This window comes from Anaerococcus provencensis (assembly GCF_000312365.2).
Taxonomy (GTDB): domain Bacteria; phylum Bacillota; class Clostridia; order Tissierellales; family Peptoniphilaceae; genus Anaerococcus; species Anaerococcus provencensis.
The window spans coordinates 40,715-59,166 of record NZ_HG003691.1 but is presented as its reverse complement, the minus strand read 5'-3'; the positions used below and the strand labels follow the sequence as shown (position 1 = coordinate 59,166).

Here is an 18,452-nt window from a genome sequence, read left to right as displayed (position 1 = left end):
AAGTTCTCCTTAAAGTCTAAAATTTAAGTCTTACTTTAAATAGAATATCAAATAGTTTTATACTTATCAAGAGTGCAACTACATATATTATAAGCTCTAGTATCATACTTCCCATGCCACTGATTGGAGCTGAACCTATTAAGTATAAAACTGTTGTAAATGATAATATACCCCAAATCTTGGCAACATATTCAACTGGCTTTGATATTATTAGGTAACCAGATTTTTCTGAAGATGATTTGCTGTTGATTAGATAGGCGAGCAAGGTCCAAAGTCCAGCCACAATTATATAACCTATTATAGTTGGATAATCCATCTTTACGTTGATTAGGGAGAAAAATGGCTTTAATACGCCCGGTAAATTTTCAACAAATTTGGAAAAACTACTATACATGCTGCTCGCAAAATTTGGAGCAAAAATTGTCAAAAATACATTAACTATATATCTTAGTAGTTCTATGGATCCTATGGCAATGATGCCAAGACCTGCATGGCCTAGAAAGTTTCCTGCGATCATACCTGTAGATACAGTGATAAAACTTGTGGCAAATATTAATAGGATTGATTGTAAGATAGGATCTCCTAATTTTGAAAAATCCATCAAAGGTGCAAAATCTGATGAGCTAATCATTGCTATATTTAAAAGCAAATTGATTAAAAACATAGCTAGGCCAATTATAAATACAACTAGAGCCTTCATCCAAACCTCATCTCTTTTCTTCCATGGAAACATCAAGGTGAAATCATAAAAGGACAATGACTGTTCTAGTGAAGTTATAAGCATAGCCAAAATAGCAACTAGAACTACTATACCAAACGCAGTGTCTTCAATATAATAAGTAAAGATATTAGAAACTTCTAAGTTGGATTCTTTGATATTTTGAAAAGTCCTATAATTTGATTCATATTCCCAAAACTTGGACCCATACTTATTTATGGCCTTATCAGAATAATCATTCCAATCTTCATCAGCAAGATTTTTCATTTGATCATCTGTAAGGATTCCATATTTTTCGGCATACTTATCAGCTATAGTAGAAGCCTCATCCAAATACTCTTTTGTTATTTTACCTTCATTATCGATGCTTGTATCCAAATCTTCAGCCATGACATTTACAGAACCCCTTAGATTTTCTGCTTCATTTTTTAGCCTTGCCCTAGATTGTAAACCGTATGTCATGGCAATCATTAAGGATATCAATAATATCCAGATTCCATATCTTTTTACGGTAATCTTAAATAAGTTTTTAAAATCACTCATTTTCTAGCTCCTTCTTCTAGGTAGAAGTAGTCTTCCACCTTTACTTCTAGCTTGTCATATTGGACTATATCAGAATCAGCCAAAAGTTCATCTAAAAATTCGCCCTTAGCATCAATAAGTATGGTATAGACCCTACCAATATTTGATATAATGACCGATTTATTTCTTATATTTTCAGGCAATTTATCCTTTACTACAACTTGTAGCTTATTTAGAGAAAGTTTCTCATCATCATGAGTCTTGTTAAGTACTCCCTCTTTTGATAGGTAGTAAATCTCATCACAAATACCAGATAGATCAGATAGTTCGTGGCTTGATGCAAAGACAGCACAACCCTTGTCCTTAGCATCCAATAAGTATTCGATGATGCGACGTCTATTTAGGATATCCATCCCATCTAAAACCTCATCCACCAAGATGACCTTGGCATTTGATGCAAGGACACAGATAAGACCAAGAAGGTTTTTCTCGCCCTTTGAAAGGTTTCTTATATTTGCCTTAGGATTGTAAGAAAATTTGGCTATTTCGTCATTGAAAAAATCTTTGTCAAAGGTTGGATAAAGTATTTCATAGTATTCTGGAAGCTGATCAATCTTGTAATAATTGAAATAATCAAACCTGTCTGGCAAATATGCCAAATTTTCTATGGTTCTTGGATTGATGTCCAAAGACTTGCCATCTATTTTAATTTTGCCTGAATCTTCTTTGTATATACCTGCTATTATCTTAAGTAGGGTGGTTTTTCCACTACCATTTCTACCAACAAGTCCTGTTATGATTCCCTCTTCTAGACTAAAAGTGACATTGTCCAAAACCTTGTTGTCATCAAAGGACTTATTTACATTGATTGCTTCTACAATCATAAATCTTTACCTGCTCTTTCGTATAATTTTATAACATCATCCAGGGTAATGCCTAGATATTTTGCCTCTATAAAATCATCTGTTAATTTCTTGTTCAAATCATCTATTCTATCTAGGAATTTCGCGTCATCAAAGGATATAAATGTACCTATTCCTGCCTGAGTTTCGATAATTCCTTGCCTATCCAACTCTTTAAATGCCTTGGTAACTGTTGCTTGGTTAACTAATAGTTCTCTCGATAGCTCCCTAACTGATGGGAACCTATCGCCATTTCTAAAATATCCCTTTGCAATAGCTAGCTTTGTTTGATCAACTATCTGCATATAAAGAGGTGTGTCCAAATTTGTATTTAATTCAAACAATTTATCCTCCTTTTGGTGTAGGGTATGTTGCCATACACCTTATAAATAAATTATAGCATCTTTATATCATTTGTCAATTTATCAAAGAAAAAAGAGCACTATAAGTGCTCAATTAAAACAAGGTTGCAAATGGTTTTGCTACATATCCCACTGCCTTAGTTATCAAAGGTCTATTTTGGGCATCTTCTAGACTTATTGGGCTTCCTATAGAGAAAAATACATCAAAGTCTTCTTTGATTTGACCAATAGCAGATGTATCTTTCATCCAAACCCCACACTCAAAGTTTAAGTATAAGGCTCTGTAGTCAAGATTGATGGTGCCGACAAAGGCACTTGAGTCATCAGATAGCCAAACTTTGGAGTGGCAAAAACCAGGCGTATATTCATATATTCTCACGCCATTTGATATCAAATGTACATAGTGACTTTTTGCCAAGGCAAAGGCTATTTTCTTATCCGGTATATGAGGCATACAAATCCTAACATCTACCCCCCTTTTTGTAGCATTAGTGATGGCATTTATTATCTCATCTTCGAGGATTAGATAAGGCGTCATAAAATATACATAGTCTGTGGAATTGTTTAGCATGGTTAGGATGGAATTTTTAGCAAAGTACTCATCATCCATTGGACTATCAGAAAATGGTATGCATAAGCCAGCTCCGTCTGGATCAGATTTTCTTGGCAAGTATCTAGCAAAAGTATCCACTTCTTCAGGAGAATCAGACCACATTTGTAGAAACATCAAGGTGAGAGATTCTACTGCAGCTCCCTTTAGCCTTAGACCACAATCTTTCCAATGGCCAAACCTTTCATATACATTTATATACTCATCAGCCAAGTTTATCCCGCCTGTAAAGGCGTATTCATTATCAATGACAAATATCTTCCTGTGGTCTCTGTTGTTGTAGTAGGTTGATACGATTGGAATCATTGGTGAAAATACCTTGCACTTTATTCCAAGCGAATTCATCTCTTCAACAAAGTTAGACTTAACCCTTACTAGAGAATTGGTCCCATCAAATAAAAGCCTAACTTCTACCCCCTCTTCAACTTTTTTAACTAGTTCTTCAAGGATGGTTCCCCACATATAGCCGTAGGAGATTATAAAAATTTCTATAAAAATGAAGTCTTTGGCTCCTCTTATAGCTTTTATTATATCAGCAAATACATCCTCACCAACTGGATAATATTTTGTGGATGTCTTATCATAGGTCACAAAACCACCCAAATCATAAAAGTAGTTTTGGTAGTTGTATAAGTCTTTGTCGTTTTCTTTTAGTTCATATACCAAAGATAAATCTCTGTTATAAAGTTTCCTAGAAACTTTTTCTAAGTCCAGGACTCTTTTTTGCTCTTTTTTATAACCAACGCTTAAGTGGTCGAGCAAAAACACAGCTGTAGATAAACTTGGAAAGATTGCAATTAGTATAAACCAAGAATTTTTATAAGAAGGGTTTATGGAATCCATATTTAGAATTATAAGCATTATAACTATTCTTAGTACCGTATCTCCTCCTATCAATAAAGATACATCGATATTTATGTAATGGTAGAGGTATATCATAAATCCTATTTGAAGAAGTATCAACAAAATAAATACACCTGCTCTACTAAATACTAGGGAAAGCAAGGATTTTTTTGTTTTTTTAACATACTTATTTCCATTTATTTTTTCCATTATCTTTACATATTCATTATTCATAATAATATTATAGCAAATTTCCCCCTTTAAGTTAAAGAAAAAAATAGGATAATGAATACTATAGAATAAGGAGTAAAAAAATAATGAGTCAAATATTACTTATAAATGATTTCGTATCAAGGGGTAAGATAGCTGGCAATATGGTTGATCCTGTTCTATCCCATGCAGGCCACGATGTTTACTTTCTGCCCACCGCTCTGATTTCACATAACTTTTCTCTGGGCAACGTTGCAGTACTTGATACTAATAAATACATAAAAGATTGCTTAAATGTATGGAAGAAGTTAGATTTTAACTTTGACCTTGTTTTAATTGGATATATAGAAAATATAGAGCAAAAAAATATCATAGTTGATTATCTAAAATCTATACCCGATGAAGTTTTAGTCATCTTGGACCCTATTATGGGTGACGATGGTTCGCTTTATCCAGGACTTGGTGATGAGAAAATACAAATATATAAGGAAATTCTAGCATACGCTGATATTATTCTTCCAAATTATACCGAAGCAAGCCTCTTAGGCTTGAATAATTTTGATGATTTGATAGAAAACGACAAAAAATATGTCATAACAAGTATAGAAGAAGATAATAAATCCTACACTCTAGGCATTTCAGATAAGCTTCATAGGGTTTATTATGAAAAATTAGATGCAAAATACGCTGGAACAGGTGATCTTTTTGATGGCTTGTTTATTAATTATTATCTAGATACTTGCGATTTTAATCTATCAGTAGAAAAAACAGTAGAAGATATGAGCAAGATACTCAGTATACAAAATGAGGACTATAAGGATAATATTTCAATAGCAATTGAAGCAATCCTTCCAAAGATTGGAGGAGCTTGCCATGCTTGATAAAAAATATTACCGAAGAGCCCTATCTATAGCTTGGCCAGCTGTATTTGAATCCTTTTTTATAGCACTAGCAGGTATCATAGATACCTTTATGATTTCTGGCCTTGGACCTTCAGCTGTAGCTGCCATAGGTCTTACAACTCAGCCAAAATTCTTGGCTCTTACTGTATTTTTTGCAATAACTAGTGCAGTATCAGCTCTAGTTGCTAGGCGCCAAGGAGAAGGAAATAGGGAAAAAGCCAACCAAACCCTAGTTACTTCTCTACTCATATCTATGATTTTTGTCATCATAGTGACAGTCGTAATGGTGGCATTTGCCGATCCTATCCTAGAATTTGCAGGATCCACAGAAGAAACCCACGAAATGGCCAAGGAATATTTTGTCATAATAATCCTTGGAACAGTTTTTAATGCTATATGCTGGTGCATAAACTCTGCCCACAGGGGTGCTGGCAACACACAGATTGCCTTTGTAACAAACCTTGTAGCATCAATAGTAAATATTATATTCAACTACCTACTAATCCAAGGAAACTTAGGCTTTCCTGCCCTAGGAACAAAGGGAGCTGCTATAGCTACAGTCCTAGGTACAGTTGTAGAAATGATTATGTGCTTCTACTCCCTAAGTAAGCGCAATTCCTACCTAAACTTTAGAGAGATGAAAAAAGTTCCTATGAAAATTGATAAGACAATTTCTAAGGAAATCTCTAGACTCGGGGTTAATATTTTTATTGAAATTATGTCAATGAGAATTGGATTTTTCGTTACAGCTCTTACAGCAGCAAGGCTAGGAACAGAAAGCTTCGCCCTCCACAATGTAGGCATGAACTTACTAAGCTTATCATTCTCCTTTGGAGATGGAATGAGTGTTGCTGTAATCACCCTCACAGGCAACTCCCTTGGAGCTGGCAATAAAGATGAGGCCATAGTCTACGGCAGGGCCTGCCAGCAAATAGGTCTTATAATGAGTTTAACCATATCTGCCATATTCTTTATATTTGGTAGATCTATATTTGGACTATTCTTTTCCGACCAATCCTTGGCCGACCAAAGTCTTATCATTATAAAATATCTTGGATTCATAGTTATAATGCAAGTACTCCAAGTTATCTTTGGTGGTTCACTAAGGTCAGCAGGAGATGTTAAATACACCTTGGCAGTAGCTATTGTATCTGTATCCATAATCAGAACTGCAGTAACATTGATTACTGTAAATATGTTAAAACTAGGCTTAGACGGAATCTGGATAGGTATTTTATCAGACCAAACCAGTAGATTTATCGGTCTAAGACATAGGTTTAAGCAAGGAAAATGGGTAGACCTAAAAATCTAGAATAAAAAAATGACCTAGTTTAGAGAAGGCAAAATAGGCTCTATGTCAAATAGTGTTGGTAAATAATAATTAACCAAATACTCTTCCATGGATAGGAATTACTATCCATGGAATTTTTTTACATAAGTTTAATAAATGTTTCTCAAATGACCTACTTTTAATCAACTTGCATTAATAAATTTTCTAGTAAGAAATATTTTAATTCTTTAACTAACAAGTAGTCTATAGTCAACAACTACTCTTTTTAATACAATAACATAGTTGTTAATACTTCAAATTAATCCATTTGAGCATTCATAAATAAAAAAAATTAATAAAACCAATATATTTTAAGATGTTTTCAGTAACAAAAAAATCGCATCAGAAGAAGTTTCATAACCTCTTCTAACACGATTTATCGTACAACCCTTTTATATATAATAGACTAAGGTGTTAAATTTTTTTCACGAGCTATACAAAATATATCCTTTATAATATTTTAGTATTTTGAATTATCATAAATAGATTACAAAATGTACTAATACACTATATTATAATTTTATAAACTATTTACTACCATAAAATTCTATAACTCTCCATGTGTATTCATATTTAGTAGATATCCCAATTTTTCAAAAACTTTGTAAGTATTTGAATTAAGTTCTTTGTCTTCTTTAGAAACATACATATCAACATGCCAATATTCAGTCTTTTCAAATTTTTTCATTATTATATCATCATCTAAATTGTACTCATAATAAAAATTTTCTGGCAGTATAGTAATAATATCTTCATTAATTGGGAGCTCTATTAACATCTTATCTGAGGATAGTGTAAAAATATTTTTTAGCGTAATTTTTTTATTATTAATCTTTTCCATAATCATACGATACGTCTGACTTGATTTTGTAGGAGTAGCTATTTTCATATTTTCAAGATCATGCCATTTAATTTTATTATTATTCCCCAAAATATGATTTTTATTCATTATAGCAACATATTCACTCGTAGCTATTCTAATTGAATAGTACTCGGACGAGTCTAATTCATTTAATGAAAGAATTACAATAATATCTATTTTTTTATTCACAAATTCATTAATTAGATACTCTATATCTCCTTCGACAAATTCAATTGATAAATCGTTATTCTCATAAAGCTTATAAATATTGTCTTTCATGAGAATGTCCAAAACCTTTGGTGAAACACCTATTTTTATATCTTTAGAGTATCCCTGTTCTACTTCAGAAACTTGCAATTTTAATAAGTTGTACGAGCTTACTATCTCTTGAAATCTGCTAAAAATTATCTTACCAGTTTCAGTTAATCCTATAAATTTCCCTCTATTTTTTAAAAATATGTCTGTGTTAAATTCATCTTCCATTTGATTAATCATCTTACTAAGTGCTGGTTGTGAGATGTTTACCTTCTCGCTGGTCTTAGTTACGTTATAATCATTTTTACATATTTCTATAAAATTTTTCATGTTTTCTATATCCATATGCTACCCTCTATCTTCATTTATTATATAGTACTTATAATATTATATCCTATAAAAGTAGTTAACAATGTAGAGAATATTATCATCAATACGCCTGAGAAAATAATTAGTTTGCTATTTGAATATTCATGAGAATGTAGCAAAGCAATTGGTGCAAAAGATGATGGTAGTACAAAAGCAAGAGATCCACACATTGTTGTTGTTATAGCCATTGCAACTGGATCTATCGGATTATTACCCATAGATATGGTGACAGCGACAGTAGTCATTACAGTAATTGTAGTAACATTTGATGCAAAATTAGTTAAGATTAAAGTTACAAAAGCTAATAATATTATTATCAAAACTGATGTCGTATTAGCAAGTACTGGATTTAATTTTTCAATGATAAAATCATTCAACCCCACCTCTGGTTTAGATACAATTGATCCCAAAACAACTCCTATTGATATAAACAGTATCACCCCCCACTGGAAATTATTTTCAATTGTTTCTTTTAAATTCAATATTGGTTCATCATTTATTCTAATAATGGCAAATAAAACTACAGCCACCACTGCCCAAAAAGTAATAGAAAACCTGGATAAAAATTCTAAAACCAAATTATCCTTAGGTAAAAATAACGACAAAAATCCAGGAAGTATCCACATAATAACTGTTCCAAAAAATATGACTACAGTTGTTTTTTCAACTAATCCCATTTCTTTTCTATTTTTATCTTTTAGAGATTCAATATCAAAATTTTCAAACTTCGATACGTCTGGCTTTATTATAAACCTAACAGTTAAACACAACATTATAAATAATGCTATCCCAACTGGAACGGCATACATCATGTAAGTTAGTAGGTTAATAGTGTCACCAGTGATTTCTTGAAATATCCCAAGACCCAGCATTACAAGCGAGTGTGAAATTGGAGTCATAGCTCCTCCAATATTTACCGAAAATACAGCACCCATTGTAAGAATATGAGAGTACTTATCATCTTTACAATAACCTATTTTATCTAAAACTTCCTTTGAAAACATCAAAAAAAACGCAGTTGCAGGAACTTGGTCCATAAACATTCCTATTATCATCGCTATCGAATAGAATGAAAATGTAAATATCCAGGGGCTCTTTGCTGCAATTTTCCTTGTCATATAGTACATTGTAAGTCTAGATGTAAATCCTGACTTATTTAATGCTGTAGTCATAATAAAACTGGCAATTACAAACGTTATAATCCAACTACCAAGAGATCCTGCTATTACATCATTTATAGTTACAACTCCAGTTAAAGGTAAGATTGCAAAGCAGAAAAAAACAGGCCATACTATATCCACCATAGATAGTAACAAAACTACACCTATAAATATTCCTATAACTTCCATTCCCGATTTTGTTATTGGTTCTATAGGTGGTAATATCCAAAAAATAGCAATTACAGCAAAACAAAAAATGATCTTTCTTAAGTCTTTTGAATTGTATTTAAATATTTCTTTTTCCATAAAGCAAATCACTCACTCTTATATATCTTAACCAGGAAACTTCCAATTTATAAATCTTAAATATGGTTTCGATACCCTCTTTTCAAAATCTTTTGTAAATTCTTCATCCCAAGTATAAAATCCCTTTCCACTCAATCTTCCAAGTTCATCATTATCTACTAAATCTTTCAAAACTCTAGGTGGCTTATCCTGATTACTTAGGCTAGGAAATATTGTGTTGCACACTTCATAATTTAATATCAATCCTCCATTATCAAAATGTTCAAACATTCCAATCGATGTGTATCGAGGACAAAAACTATATTTTAAACAAATATCAATATCTTCTGGATTAGCAATTCCATTTTGAACCAAGTTCAAAGCCTCTCTATATAGGGCAAATTGTAGCCTATTCCCTATAAATCCTGGCACGGACTTTTTAAGAATCACTACTTTTCTATCCATATCCTCTAGCATTCTCTTTACTTCGTCAATTGTATCTTTATCAGTTGATTTACCATAAGCAATTTCAAAATATGGAACATAATGAGGAGGGAAAAACGGATGTGTAACTAATAATTTTTCTTTGTACTTACTCATTTTTTCGTTTAGTTTATCAACTTCAATTGCAGAAGATACTGAACAAATAGCCTTTAAGTCACTTACATTTTCTTCTATTTTTTGATAAACCTCATGTTTTACATCTAAATTTTCTACTACAGCTTCAAAAATATATTGACAATCTTTTAAATCTTCATATTCGTATGTGTATTCTAAATAATTTTCACATCCTAAAATATTATCTGAATCTATAATATCCTCATTTTTAAGTTTATTTAAAAATTTTTTAAATTGTCCTATGCTTTCGTTTTTTAGTTCCTCGTTTACAGCGAGTACTACTGTTTTTATGGAATGAGATGTCATAAGAACTGCCAAACTTGTCCCTATCATACCTGTTCCAATAATTCCAATTTTTTTCATTTATTCCTCCTAAATTTTTACATCATTCCCGTGATTGAAAAAGCTATCAATAAAAGTATTGCCGATATAAAAGACATAAGTGATACTGTTACAAATATCATTGGATAAGATTTCTTATGAGTTGAATTTGCAGCAGTTATTGCCGTATTTACCACGCCATTTGAAGGCAATGTAAATATCATAGTTGAAAGTGCAAGTATTCTAGTTAAAGCATCTACATTCACTCCCAATGGAATGAAATATTGCTTTATTATCGGAAGCGCCATTGATTCTGCACCTGTTCCTGAACCACATATTCCTGCCAAAACTGAAGTTATTCCTGTTGATGCTATTATAGGATTTGCATTGGTTGCAACTACTAAGTTTATTAAATTTTGAAAAGCTGTGGTCTCCTGTATAACTCCGCCAAATCCAACAACTGCACAAGTCGCCATTAAAGCAGATACTCCTGACATAAATCCTTTTTGTAAATGATCCCACATTCCATCTTTATAGGGTAAATGTCTACTATAGATTATTAATCCTGCTATTATACCTATAAGAAGTCCAAATGCAGGGTGTATATTGAAAAATCCTAATGAAACAATCAATATAACCATTGGCAATATTGCCACAAAAAAGTTTGGATAAATTCTTGATTCATTTTGTTCTAAAATACCTAGTCCTTCTGAACCTTCCCACACAATTCCTTTCTTTTGAGTGTACTTTACATACCAGTTACAGAATAGAATCTCGAGTATTATTTGAATAAATCCTACGACAAATCCTGGCCCAGCTGCTGAAAATGTATTAGTTCCTAAACTCTGTACTGGAATTAGTAACTGAATAGATGGAGAGCCTGGCATCCACACTGAAAAAGAGCCTGCTGCTGCCAAATATAGACCTGGAGCAAGAGTTCTGGAAATATTCGCTTTTTCAAACATAGCGAATATTAAAGGATATAGCGCGAAAATCCCTACGAAAACTGATATTCCACCGTATCCCATAATACCACCAGCAATTATTATGGCTGGAACTATAAATTTTTTGCCAATCTTTGCAACTATATAATCAGCTATTGAATTTGCAGCTCCTGAGAGTTCAACTATTTTCCCAAAAATTGCACCAAAAATAAATATAAAGAAGTTACTTTCTATATATTGAGAGAAAGCTTTGACGTATGTAACAGTAATTCCATCAACAACGTTCATTCCAGAAGTAATTAGTACAAATACACTAGTAATTAAAGCACTGTAAAAAATTGGTACACCTTTAATAGCTAAAACTGTTATTAAAATTACTGCTAGTACTAAAAATAAAGTATCCATAAAGTATTCCTTAATTATATAAATTAGAATCTTAAAAAATAATAAATGTCGAAAAAATGGATTTATAACCCACTTAATTAAATATTTATTAAGTGGGCAAATCAATTATTTATTATAGTATCCATTTTCAAGAAGTAACGCTATTCCTTGTCCTCCACCTATACAAGCAGATGCTATGGCATATCTTATGTCAGGTCTATTCTTGAACTCGTATAAAATAGTAGTAATAATTCTTGCCCCCGTCATTCCTAATGGATGCCCTAAAGCTACAGCTCCACCATGTGGATTAAATTTATATTTATAAAAATCTGAATCAAAGTCAATTCCAAGTTTTATTAAACATCCTACAGTTTGTCCTGCAAACGCTTCATTTATTTCCAACACATCTATATCTTTAAATAGATTAAGTCCATTATTTTTGCAAACATTTTCAATTGCTTCAACTGGACCTAGTCCCATGATTTGAGGTTTAACTCCTGTAATAGAATAGTCTACTAATGTTGCCATAACCTCTAGTCCATGTTCTTTTGCATAAGACTCAGTTGTCATTATTTCAAAAGCTCCACCATCATTTAAACCAGAAGCATTTCCTGCTGTTACTGTCCCATCCTTTTCAAATACAGGTTTTAATATTGCTAAACCTTCTAATGTAGTGTCTGGTCTTGGATGTCCGTCTTTTTCTACGACAATAGTTTTTCCCTTTCTTCCTTTAACCTCTACAGGAACAATCTCTTGGGCAAATCTTCCATTTTCCATAGCTTTCTTTGCTTTCATTTGACTGTCATATGCAAACCTATCTTGATCCTCTCTTGGAATATTTAATAATCTAACTACATTTTCAGCGGTATTTCCCATATGATTTACTCCTGAATCTCTTCCAGAAGCAGTTCTGTGACCTTCATCATTAGCATCAATCAATCTAGAATCTCCCATTCTAAATCCTTGAAATCTCGCTTCTTCTGGCAACATATATGGAGCCCTAGAAAGTGATTCTGCTCCACCTGCCGCTATTACTTTTTTCTTCCCAGCACGAAGTTCCAATGCCGCACTAACTGCTGATTGCATTCCAGATCCACAAATTCTATTTACTGTCATTCCAGTAACAGCATTTTTAAGACCTGTATCAATTGCGATAATTTCACCCAAGTTATTTGTAGTTTGAGAACCTGTTACGTGTCCAACTATTACTTCGTCAATTTCATTTTTATTAATTCCAGCTCTTTTAATAGCTTCTTGCAAAGCTATAACTCCAAGTTCCTGAACTTTTACTGTTTTTAAATCTCCTAAATATGCGCCAACAGGAGTACGTGCTGCGCCTACAAAAACAATTTCTTCATTATTTAATTTGATCATTTCTTCTCCTTATTCTGTTATCATTTGTTTCAAATCATCTGCGACTTTTACATCTGCTTCTACTTCATTAATAATATCTTCAATATCAAATATAGGATTATAATGAGTTAGTAAAAGATACGTTCCCTTAACATCAAAAATTGCCTTTTCAGTAACAATTTGTGTAGCTACATTTTTTGCTGTAAGAGGAATTCTACACTCTTTTAAAATCTTTGGTCTTTCCTTATTTGTGTGAGTTGTAGCTATGATTACATTTCTAGCTCCCACGCATAAATCCATTGCTCCTCCCATTCCAACAACTAACTTTCCTGGAATTGTGTAGTTTGCGATATTTCCATGTTGATCAACCTCCATAGTGCCTAGTACTGTAGCACTTAAATGTCCGCCTCTAATAATTCCGAAAGATAGAGCCGAATCGAAAAATGACGCTCCTTCTTTATAAGTTGTTGGGAATCCTGAAGAACTAATTACATCGGGATCAAATGTCTCACCTTTTTTTACATCTCCAGCAGTGCCAATAAGACCATTTTCGGCATGTAATATAATATTTTGCTCTGGCTTGATATAGTAAGCCACTTCAGTAGGTAGACCTACTCCTAAATTTATATAAGAGTTTGGTTCTAAATTCATCGCGATATTTTTAGCAATGATTGTGTTTTTTTGCTCTCTTGAAAGTTCAGTCATCTTGACCTCCATCTACGATATAATCAACAAATATTCCAGGTACTGTAATTTGGTCTGGATCAAGTTCACCAATTTCTACTATTTCATCTGCTTGAACAATAGATACGTTTGCAGCAGCTAACATAACTTGGGAATGAGCTCTGTCACTTCCATGGAATACAACATTTCCCATCTTATCCGCTTGCCTTACTTTAACTACACATACATCAGCAAAAATTGGTTTTTCAATCAAATATTCTTCTCCATCTATTGTGATTTTATCTTTTCCTTCTTCAATCTCAGTGCCTACTCCAGTTTTTGTAATAGCAGCACCAAGCCCATAACCCGCACATCGTATTCTTTCAACTAGAGTTCCTTGTGGAACAAACTCAACTTCTATTTCACCATTTTGAAATTGTCTGCATGTCTCAGGATTCCTCCCAATGTGTGTCACAATTGCTTTTTTAATTTGATGATTGTCAACTAACACACCCACATGATCGTCTAAAATATAAGTATCCCCAGTATCGTTTCCAATTAATATGAGATCTTTAACGTTCTTTTTTTTTATCTCATGTACTACTTTCATAGGATTTCCACTTCCTGCAAATCCTCCAATCATTATTCGATCACCATTTTTGACAATATCAGCGGCATCTTTCGCAGTTATAATTTTATTTTGCATTTCTTACCTCCTTTATTATTTCTTTGATATCAAATATATAATAAAACGTTTACAATGTAAAATATCGTTTTCTTATCTTGTCTATAACTTAAAGTTATCGACTTTCAAAAAACTATACGCTTTAATTTATTAAAACATTAATTTAAATATTAAAAAATATCTTAATGAATTCACGATATCAACGATAAATAACAAAATAAATGTATTTAATTAATACATATATTTAATCTATCTTCGACTAATGTATATTTATAAAGATTATAAAACAGAATAAAAACCTTAAAATATATAAATTTAGCAATTCTAAACGTTAATAATTTCAAAAAAATCATTAACAATTCTAATAAAATAGGAGCTAAACAGTAGCTCTTTTACACCATCATATTTATAGTCTGGCATATTGTGATTTAATTCAAATAATAATCCTTATAGAGGTACTGAAATAGTTTGTGTATAGAACATACTGATTAGGATACAATAAATAGTACAATTTATACTGAAAAGATATAAGAAATACAATAAGTATGGTCACAGATATAATTGGCAAGACATTATAAAAAGTTTTTAAAAAAACAAAATGGATGCTACTTACAGAGTGTAAGTTAGCATCCACTACAACTATTTGATCAAATATTGTACTCCGTTTTACTGATACACAGCATATCAGGATTAAGGCTGATACACAGAATTATTTACAGCGCAACGTAAAATAAATATTGCTTTTCCTAGCAAGGATCATTTTTGTTTGCTATTAATCTTCCATTCTGATTAGAACTGCATCACCTTGAGCTCCACCAGAGCATATTGCTGCAACTCCTAATTTAGCATTTCTTTGCTTCATAGCGCTTACTAATTGCATTATAATTCTACCACCTGTAGCTCCTATTGGGTGACCAAAAGCAATAGCTCCACCATTTACATTTAGTTTATCATCTGGAATTGCAACGATTTGTTGAGTTCTGTTTACAACCGCTGCAAAGGCTTCGTTTACTTCAAATACATCAATATCATCTACAGTAAGGTCATTAGCTTCTAGAAGTTTCTTGATTGATTCTCCTGGTACATCTACTATATATGGTGAATCTTTTGATACCCAAGCTGTATCTACAATTGTTGCAAGAGGTTTGATTCCAAGTTCTTCTGCCTTGTCTCTGCTTGCTATAACTAGGGCTGATGCACCGTCATTTGTTGCTGGAGCATTGCCAGCTGTTACTGTGTTTTCTTTGAAAAATAAGCCAGATAGTTTTGCTAGAGTTTCTTCTGTTACACCTTTTCTAGGTTGTTCATCCTTGTCAACTATGATTGGATTGCCTTTTCTTTGTGGAACTTCAACTGGAACTATATCTTCATCTAGACGACCAGCTTCCATAGCTTCCTCAGCTCTTTGTTGGCTTATTGCAGCCCATCTATCTTGTTCTTGTCTGCTTATCTTGTACCCAGCTGCTGTTTTACCTGCAGAAGATCCCATGTGTTGGTCATACCAAGGGTCCCAAAGTCCATCTGTTACCATAAGGTCCTTGAATTCTGCATTAAACATTCTATGACCCCATCTCATATCCTTACTTGCAAATGGTGCATTGGACATCGATTCCATACCACCCGCAATTGCAAGGTCGATATTACCAGCACGAATCATCATATCAGCAAGTGTTACTGCTGTAAAACTTGATGCACAAACCTTATTGATTGTTTGTGAAGGTACAGACCAATCGATGCCTGCAGCTCTTGTAGCTTGACGGGATGGTATTTGTCCCTCACCAGCTTGCAAAACATTGCCCATAAGCACATAGTCTATATCGCTATCCTTAATACCAGCTCTATCAATAGCTCCACGGATTGCAATACCACCAAGTTCTGTAGCTTCTAGTGGCCTTAATGCTCCCCCAAATTTACCAAATGGAGTTCTCGCATAGGCAAGTATAACACTTTCTCTTTTTTCCATAATTCTTAAGCCTTCCTTATATTTTAAAATTTTTATACAATTAATTAACTAGACAGTTACACTATATTACTAAAATAGTTTTTTGCAAACATTTTCACTTAATAATGAATATTCATAAAATTATGGTGACCTTGTTTATTATCTAACATTATTTAAAGATAAAATAACAATATAAATTCATATAAAAATAGCGAAGTGCATCATATACACTCCGCCATTTGTTAGTTTATTTTATTTATTTGAAAGTCTCCAAATACCAAGTTTTTCAGCTTCTTTTATTAGTTCATCTCTATTATCTGGGTGAGCCAATTCTATTAGAGCTTCTGCTGCTTGCCATGTTGATAGGCCTTTGAAGTTTTTGATACCTTGTTCTGTAGCTATATAGTGGGTGTTACTTCTAACTGCAGTTGCTTGGGTACCTGGCTTAAAGGTAGGAACGATATTTGAAATTCTCTTGCCTTCTTTATCAACTCTAGAAGATTTAAGGGCAACTATTGAACGACCACCCTTAGATCTATAAGCACCTAGGATAAAGTCAAGAGCTCCACCTGCTCCAGAAATATGTCTTGTTCCAACTGTTTCAGAAGAAATTTGTCCCCATAAATCTACTTCCATAGCAGTATTTATAGATACAAAGTTATCTAAGGATGCTATGGCATCTATATCGTTGGCATAATCTACTGGAACTGCCATAAGTTCTTCGTTGCCATCTATATAGTCATAAAGTTCTTGGCTACCTGCTGCAAAAGCATATGTTTGACGTCCTATATCGTGATTTTTCTTTCTACCTGTAATTTTGCCAGCCATTGCCATATCTACAAAGGAATCCACATACATTTCAGTATGAACACCTAGGTCTTTTAGGTCTGATTTAGCAATTTCTGAACCTATAGCATTTGGAAGTCCACCTATCCCAATTTGTAGGCAGTCGCCATCTCTTAGAAGTCCCACAACGTGTTCAGCAACTTGTAGTTCTTCTTCACCAAATTTTGCCTTGCCAAGGGTTAACATATCACTATTTGCTTCATAAACATAGTCAACATCTTTGATATTGATATAGTTTTGATATCCACCTAGAGCAACTGGAACATTTTCATTTACTTCAAGTATAATTTTATCAGCCATTTCAAAAGTAGCCATTGCGTGACTTGCAGATAAACCGAAGTTGAAGTTACCGTGTTTATCCATTGGCGCAACTTGGGTTACAGCGACATTTAGTCTTCCAGCATTTTCCCTTACATATCTTGGAAGTTCACTGTATTTGATAGGAATGAAGAAAGCGCCATATTTGTTATTGTTTATTAGGTTTCTCTCAGTTCCTGATGAGTGCCAAGAATGGTAGATGAAGTGTTCACCTGTTTGATCAGCCTCACCTATAGCAAGTTTATAAGGAACAACTCCGCCTTTTATCTTGACATCGTGAAGTTCATCCACTCTCTTTGCCAAAGCTTCATCAAAAGCTTTTGCTGTTAGAGAGCACCAACCTATATCTACCCAGTCGCCATCTTTAACCATTCCAGCAGCTTTATCTGCTGTAATTAGCTTCTCTTCATACATTTTTTTATAGTCCATAATACTTCTCCTCAATTTAAAATCGTTTTCTTATATTTAAATTATATCAAATTGATATTAAATATCAACAAAATACAATTTGTAACAAAGTTTTATATAGAAATAGATACTTTGGCCATCAAGTGTAAAAACTTTTCACACCTTGTTTTCTCTTGCTGTGGCCTAATAGAAAATAAAGTAATTTGTTCGTTCTATACTTATTACTTCATCTCAGATATGACAGGTTATAAATCGGCCACCCAAAATGCTCGTCCTCTCGATGGCCACTGCGTGGCTTCCACTAAAACTCGATTCTACGAATCTTTTTCGCGCTTTCGCACTAGTTTTTGGCATAAATGTCCGTTTATAGGACATTTATGTGCTTAGTTCTGCGGATTCAAAACTAGCCTGTCCGGCTAAGTGAGGACCCTCCACGGAGTGGTCGAAGGGCGTAGGCCCGAGAATAGCCCGTCCGGCTCGGGGAGAACCTACGCTTCTACGTTCGTCTCGAAAATGAAAAATGGTCCAGGAGATCGGACACACCTTGCAGTTTCCACCCAAGATGCTAGAGTCCTCTCGAAAACCCTCTTGGGGTTTTCTCGCTTAGTTCTGCGGATTCGCATCTAGCCCGTCCGGCTCG

15 protein-coding genes are annotated in these 18,452 nt (G+C 33.4%); 2 read left to right on the top strand and 13 right to left on the bottom strand.

The features are described from left to right. Nucleotides 1–16: 16 nt before the first annotated feature. The 4 genes from BN38_RS10430 to cls form a co-directional block, all read right to left on the bottom strand. Nucleotides 17–1,261 carry an ABC transporter permease gene (locus BN38_RS10430; protein ID WP_044567669.1) on the bottom strand — a complete coding sequence of 415 codons (1,245 nt, stop codon included), beginning with the start codon at nucleotides 1,259–1,261 and terminating at the stop codon, nucleotides 17–19. Further along, complete coding sequence (locus BN38_RS10425) at nucleotides 1,258–2,124, bottom strand: ATP-binding cassette domain-containing protein (RefSeq protein ID WP_044567668.1); 867 nt, start codon at nucleotides 2,122–2,124, stop codon at nucleotides 1,258–1,260. The genes BN38_RS10430 and BN38_RS10425 overlap by 4 nt, the downstream gene beginning before the upstream one ends. Next, nucleotides 2,121–2,486, bottom strand: a complete 366-nt coding sequence (locus BN38_RS10420) for a GntR family transcriptional regulator (protein ID WP_044567665.1) — start codon at nucleotides 2,484–2,486, stop codon at nucleotides 2,121–2,123. Before BN38_RS10420 ends, BN38_RS10425 begins: the two co-directional genes overlap by 4 nt. A 112-nt stretch (nucleotides 2,487–2,598) precedes the next feature. After that, nucleotides 2,599–4,191 carry a cardiolipin synthase gene (gene cls / locus BN38_RS10415; protein ID WP_049944502.1) on the bottom strand — a complete coding sequence of 531 codons (1,593 nt, stop codon included), beginning with the start codon at nucleotides 4,189–4,191 and terminating at the stop codon, nucleotides 2,599–2,601. An 83-nt stretch (nucleotides 4,192–4,274) separates the two neighbouring features. Between cls and BN38_RS10410 the strand changes: the two genes are divergently transcribed. Both BN38_RS10410 and BN38_RS10405 read left to right on the top strand, forming a co-directional pair. Then, nucleotides 4,275–5,048 (top strand): bifunctional hydroxymethylpyrimidine kinase/phosphomethylpyrimidine kinase, encoded by a 774-nt coding sequence (locus BN38_RS10410; RefSeq protein WP_044567664.1) that lies wholly within the window; start codon nucleotides 4,275–4,277, stop codon nucleotides 5,046–5,048. After that, nucleotides 5,041–6,381, top strand: a complete 1,341-nt coding sequence (locus tag BN38_RS10405) for an MATE family efflux transporter (RefSeq protein WP_044567663.1) — start codon at nucleotides 5,041–5,043, stop codon at nucleotides 6,379–6,381. The genes BN38_RS10410 and BN38_RS10405 overlap by 8 nt, the downstream gene beginning before the upstream one ends. Nucleotides 6,382–6,946: 565 nt before the next feature. On the opposite strand, the gene BN38_RS10400 is transcribed toward BN38_RS10405, so the two are convergent. From BN38_RS10400 to BN38_RS10360, 9 genes are all read right to left on the bottom strand, one after another. Beyond that, nucleotides 6,947–7,861 carry a LysR family transcriptional regulator gene (locus BN38_RS10400; protein ID WP_044567662.1) on the bottom strand — a complete coding sequence of 305 codons (915 nt, stop codon included), beginning with the start codon at nucleotides 7,859–7,861 and terminating at the stop codon, nucleotides 6,947–6,949. Nucleotides 7,862–7,884: 23 nt separating this feature from the next. Beyond that, complete coding sequence (locus BN38_RS10395; RefSeq protein ID WP_044567661.1) at nucleotides 7,885–9,351, bottom strand: SLC13 family permease; 1,467 nt, start codon at nucleotides 9,349–9,351, stop codon at nucleotides 7,885–7,887. A 27-nt stretch (nucleotides 9,352–9,378) separates the two neighbouring features. Beyond that, nucleotides 9,379–10,311 (bottom strand): 3-hydroxyacyl-CoA dehydrogenase family protein, encoded by a 933-nt coding sequence (locus BN38_RS10390; RefSeq protein ID WP_044567660.1) that lies wholly within the window; start codon nucleotides 10,309–10,311, stop codon nucleotides 9,379–9,381. Nucleotides 10,312–10,328: 17 nt separating this feature from the next. Continuing rightward, a complete protein-coding gene (locus BN38_RS10385) occupies nucleotides 10,329–11,618 on the bottom strand; it encodes a GntP family permease (RefSeq protein WP_044567655.1) in 1,290 nt (429 codons plus the stop codon). Between the two features lie 105 nt (nucleotides 11,619–11,723). Continuing rightward, nucleotides 11,724–12,971, bottom strand: coding sequence for a thiolase family protein (locus BN38_RS10380; protein ID WP_044567654.1), 1,248 nt, complete (start codon nucleotides 12,969–12,971; stop codon nucleotides 11,724–11,726). Nucleotides 12,972–12,980: 9 nt separating this feature from the next. After that, a complete protein-coding gene (locus tag BN38_RS10375; protein ID WP_094777106.1) occupies nucleotides 12,981–13,655 on the bottom strand; it encodes a CoA-transferase in 675 nt (224 codons plus the stop codon). Beyond that, nucleotides 13,648–14,319, bottom strand: a complete 672-nt coding sequence (locus BN38_RS10370) for a CoA transferase subunit A (RefSeq protein ID WP_044567652.1) — start codon at nucleotides 14,317–14,319, stop codon at nucleotides 13,648–13,650. The genes BN38_RS10375 and BN38_RS10370 overlap by 8 nt, the downstream gene beginning before the upstream one ends. A 751-nt stretch (nucleotides 14,320–15,070) precedes the next feature. Beyond that, the gene (locus BN38_RS10365) at nucleotides 15,071–16,261 is read right to left on the bottom strand and encodes an acetyl-CoA C-acetyltransferase (protein ID WP_044567651.1); all 1,191 of its coding nucleotides are present in this window, start codon (nucleotides 16,259–16,261) and stop codon (nucleotides 15,071–15,073) included. A gap of 231 nt (nucleotides 16,262–16,492) precedes the next feature. Then, nucleotides 16,493–17,833 (bottom strand): acetyl-CoA hydrolase/transferase C-terminal domain-containing protein, encoded by a 1,341-nt coding sequence (locus BN38_RS10360; RefSeq protein WP_044567650.1) that lies wholly within the window; start codon nucleotides 17,831–17,833, stop codon nucleotides 16,493–16,495. Nucleotides 17,834–18,452: the final 619 nt, after the last annotated feature.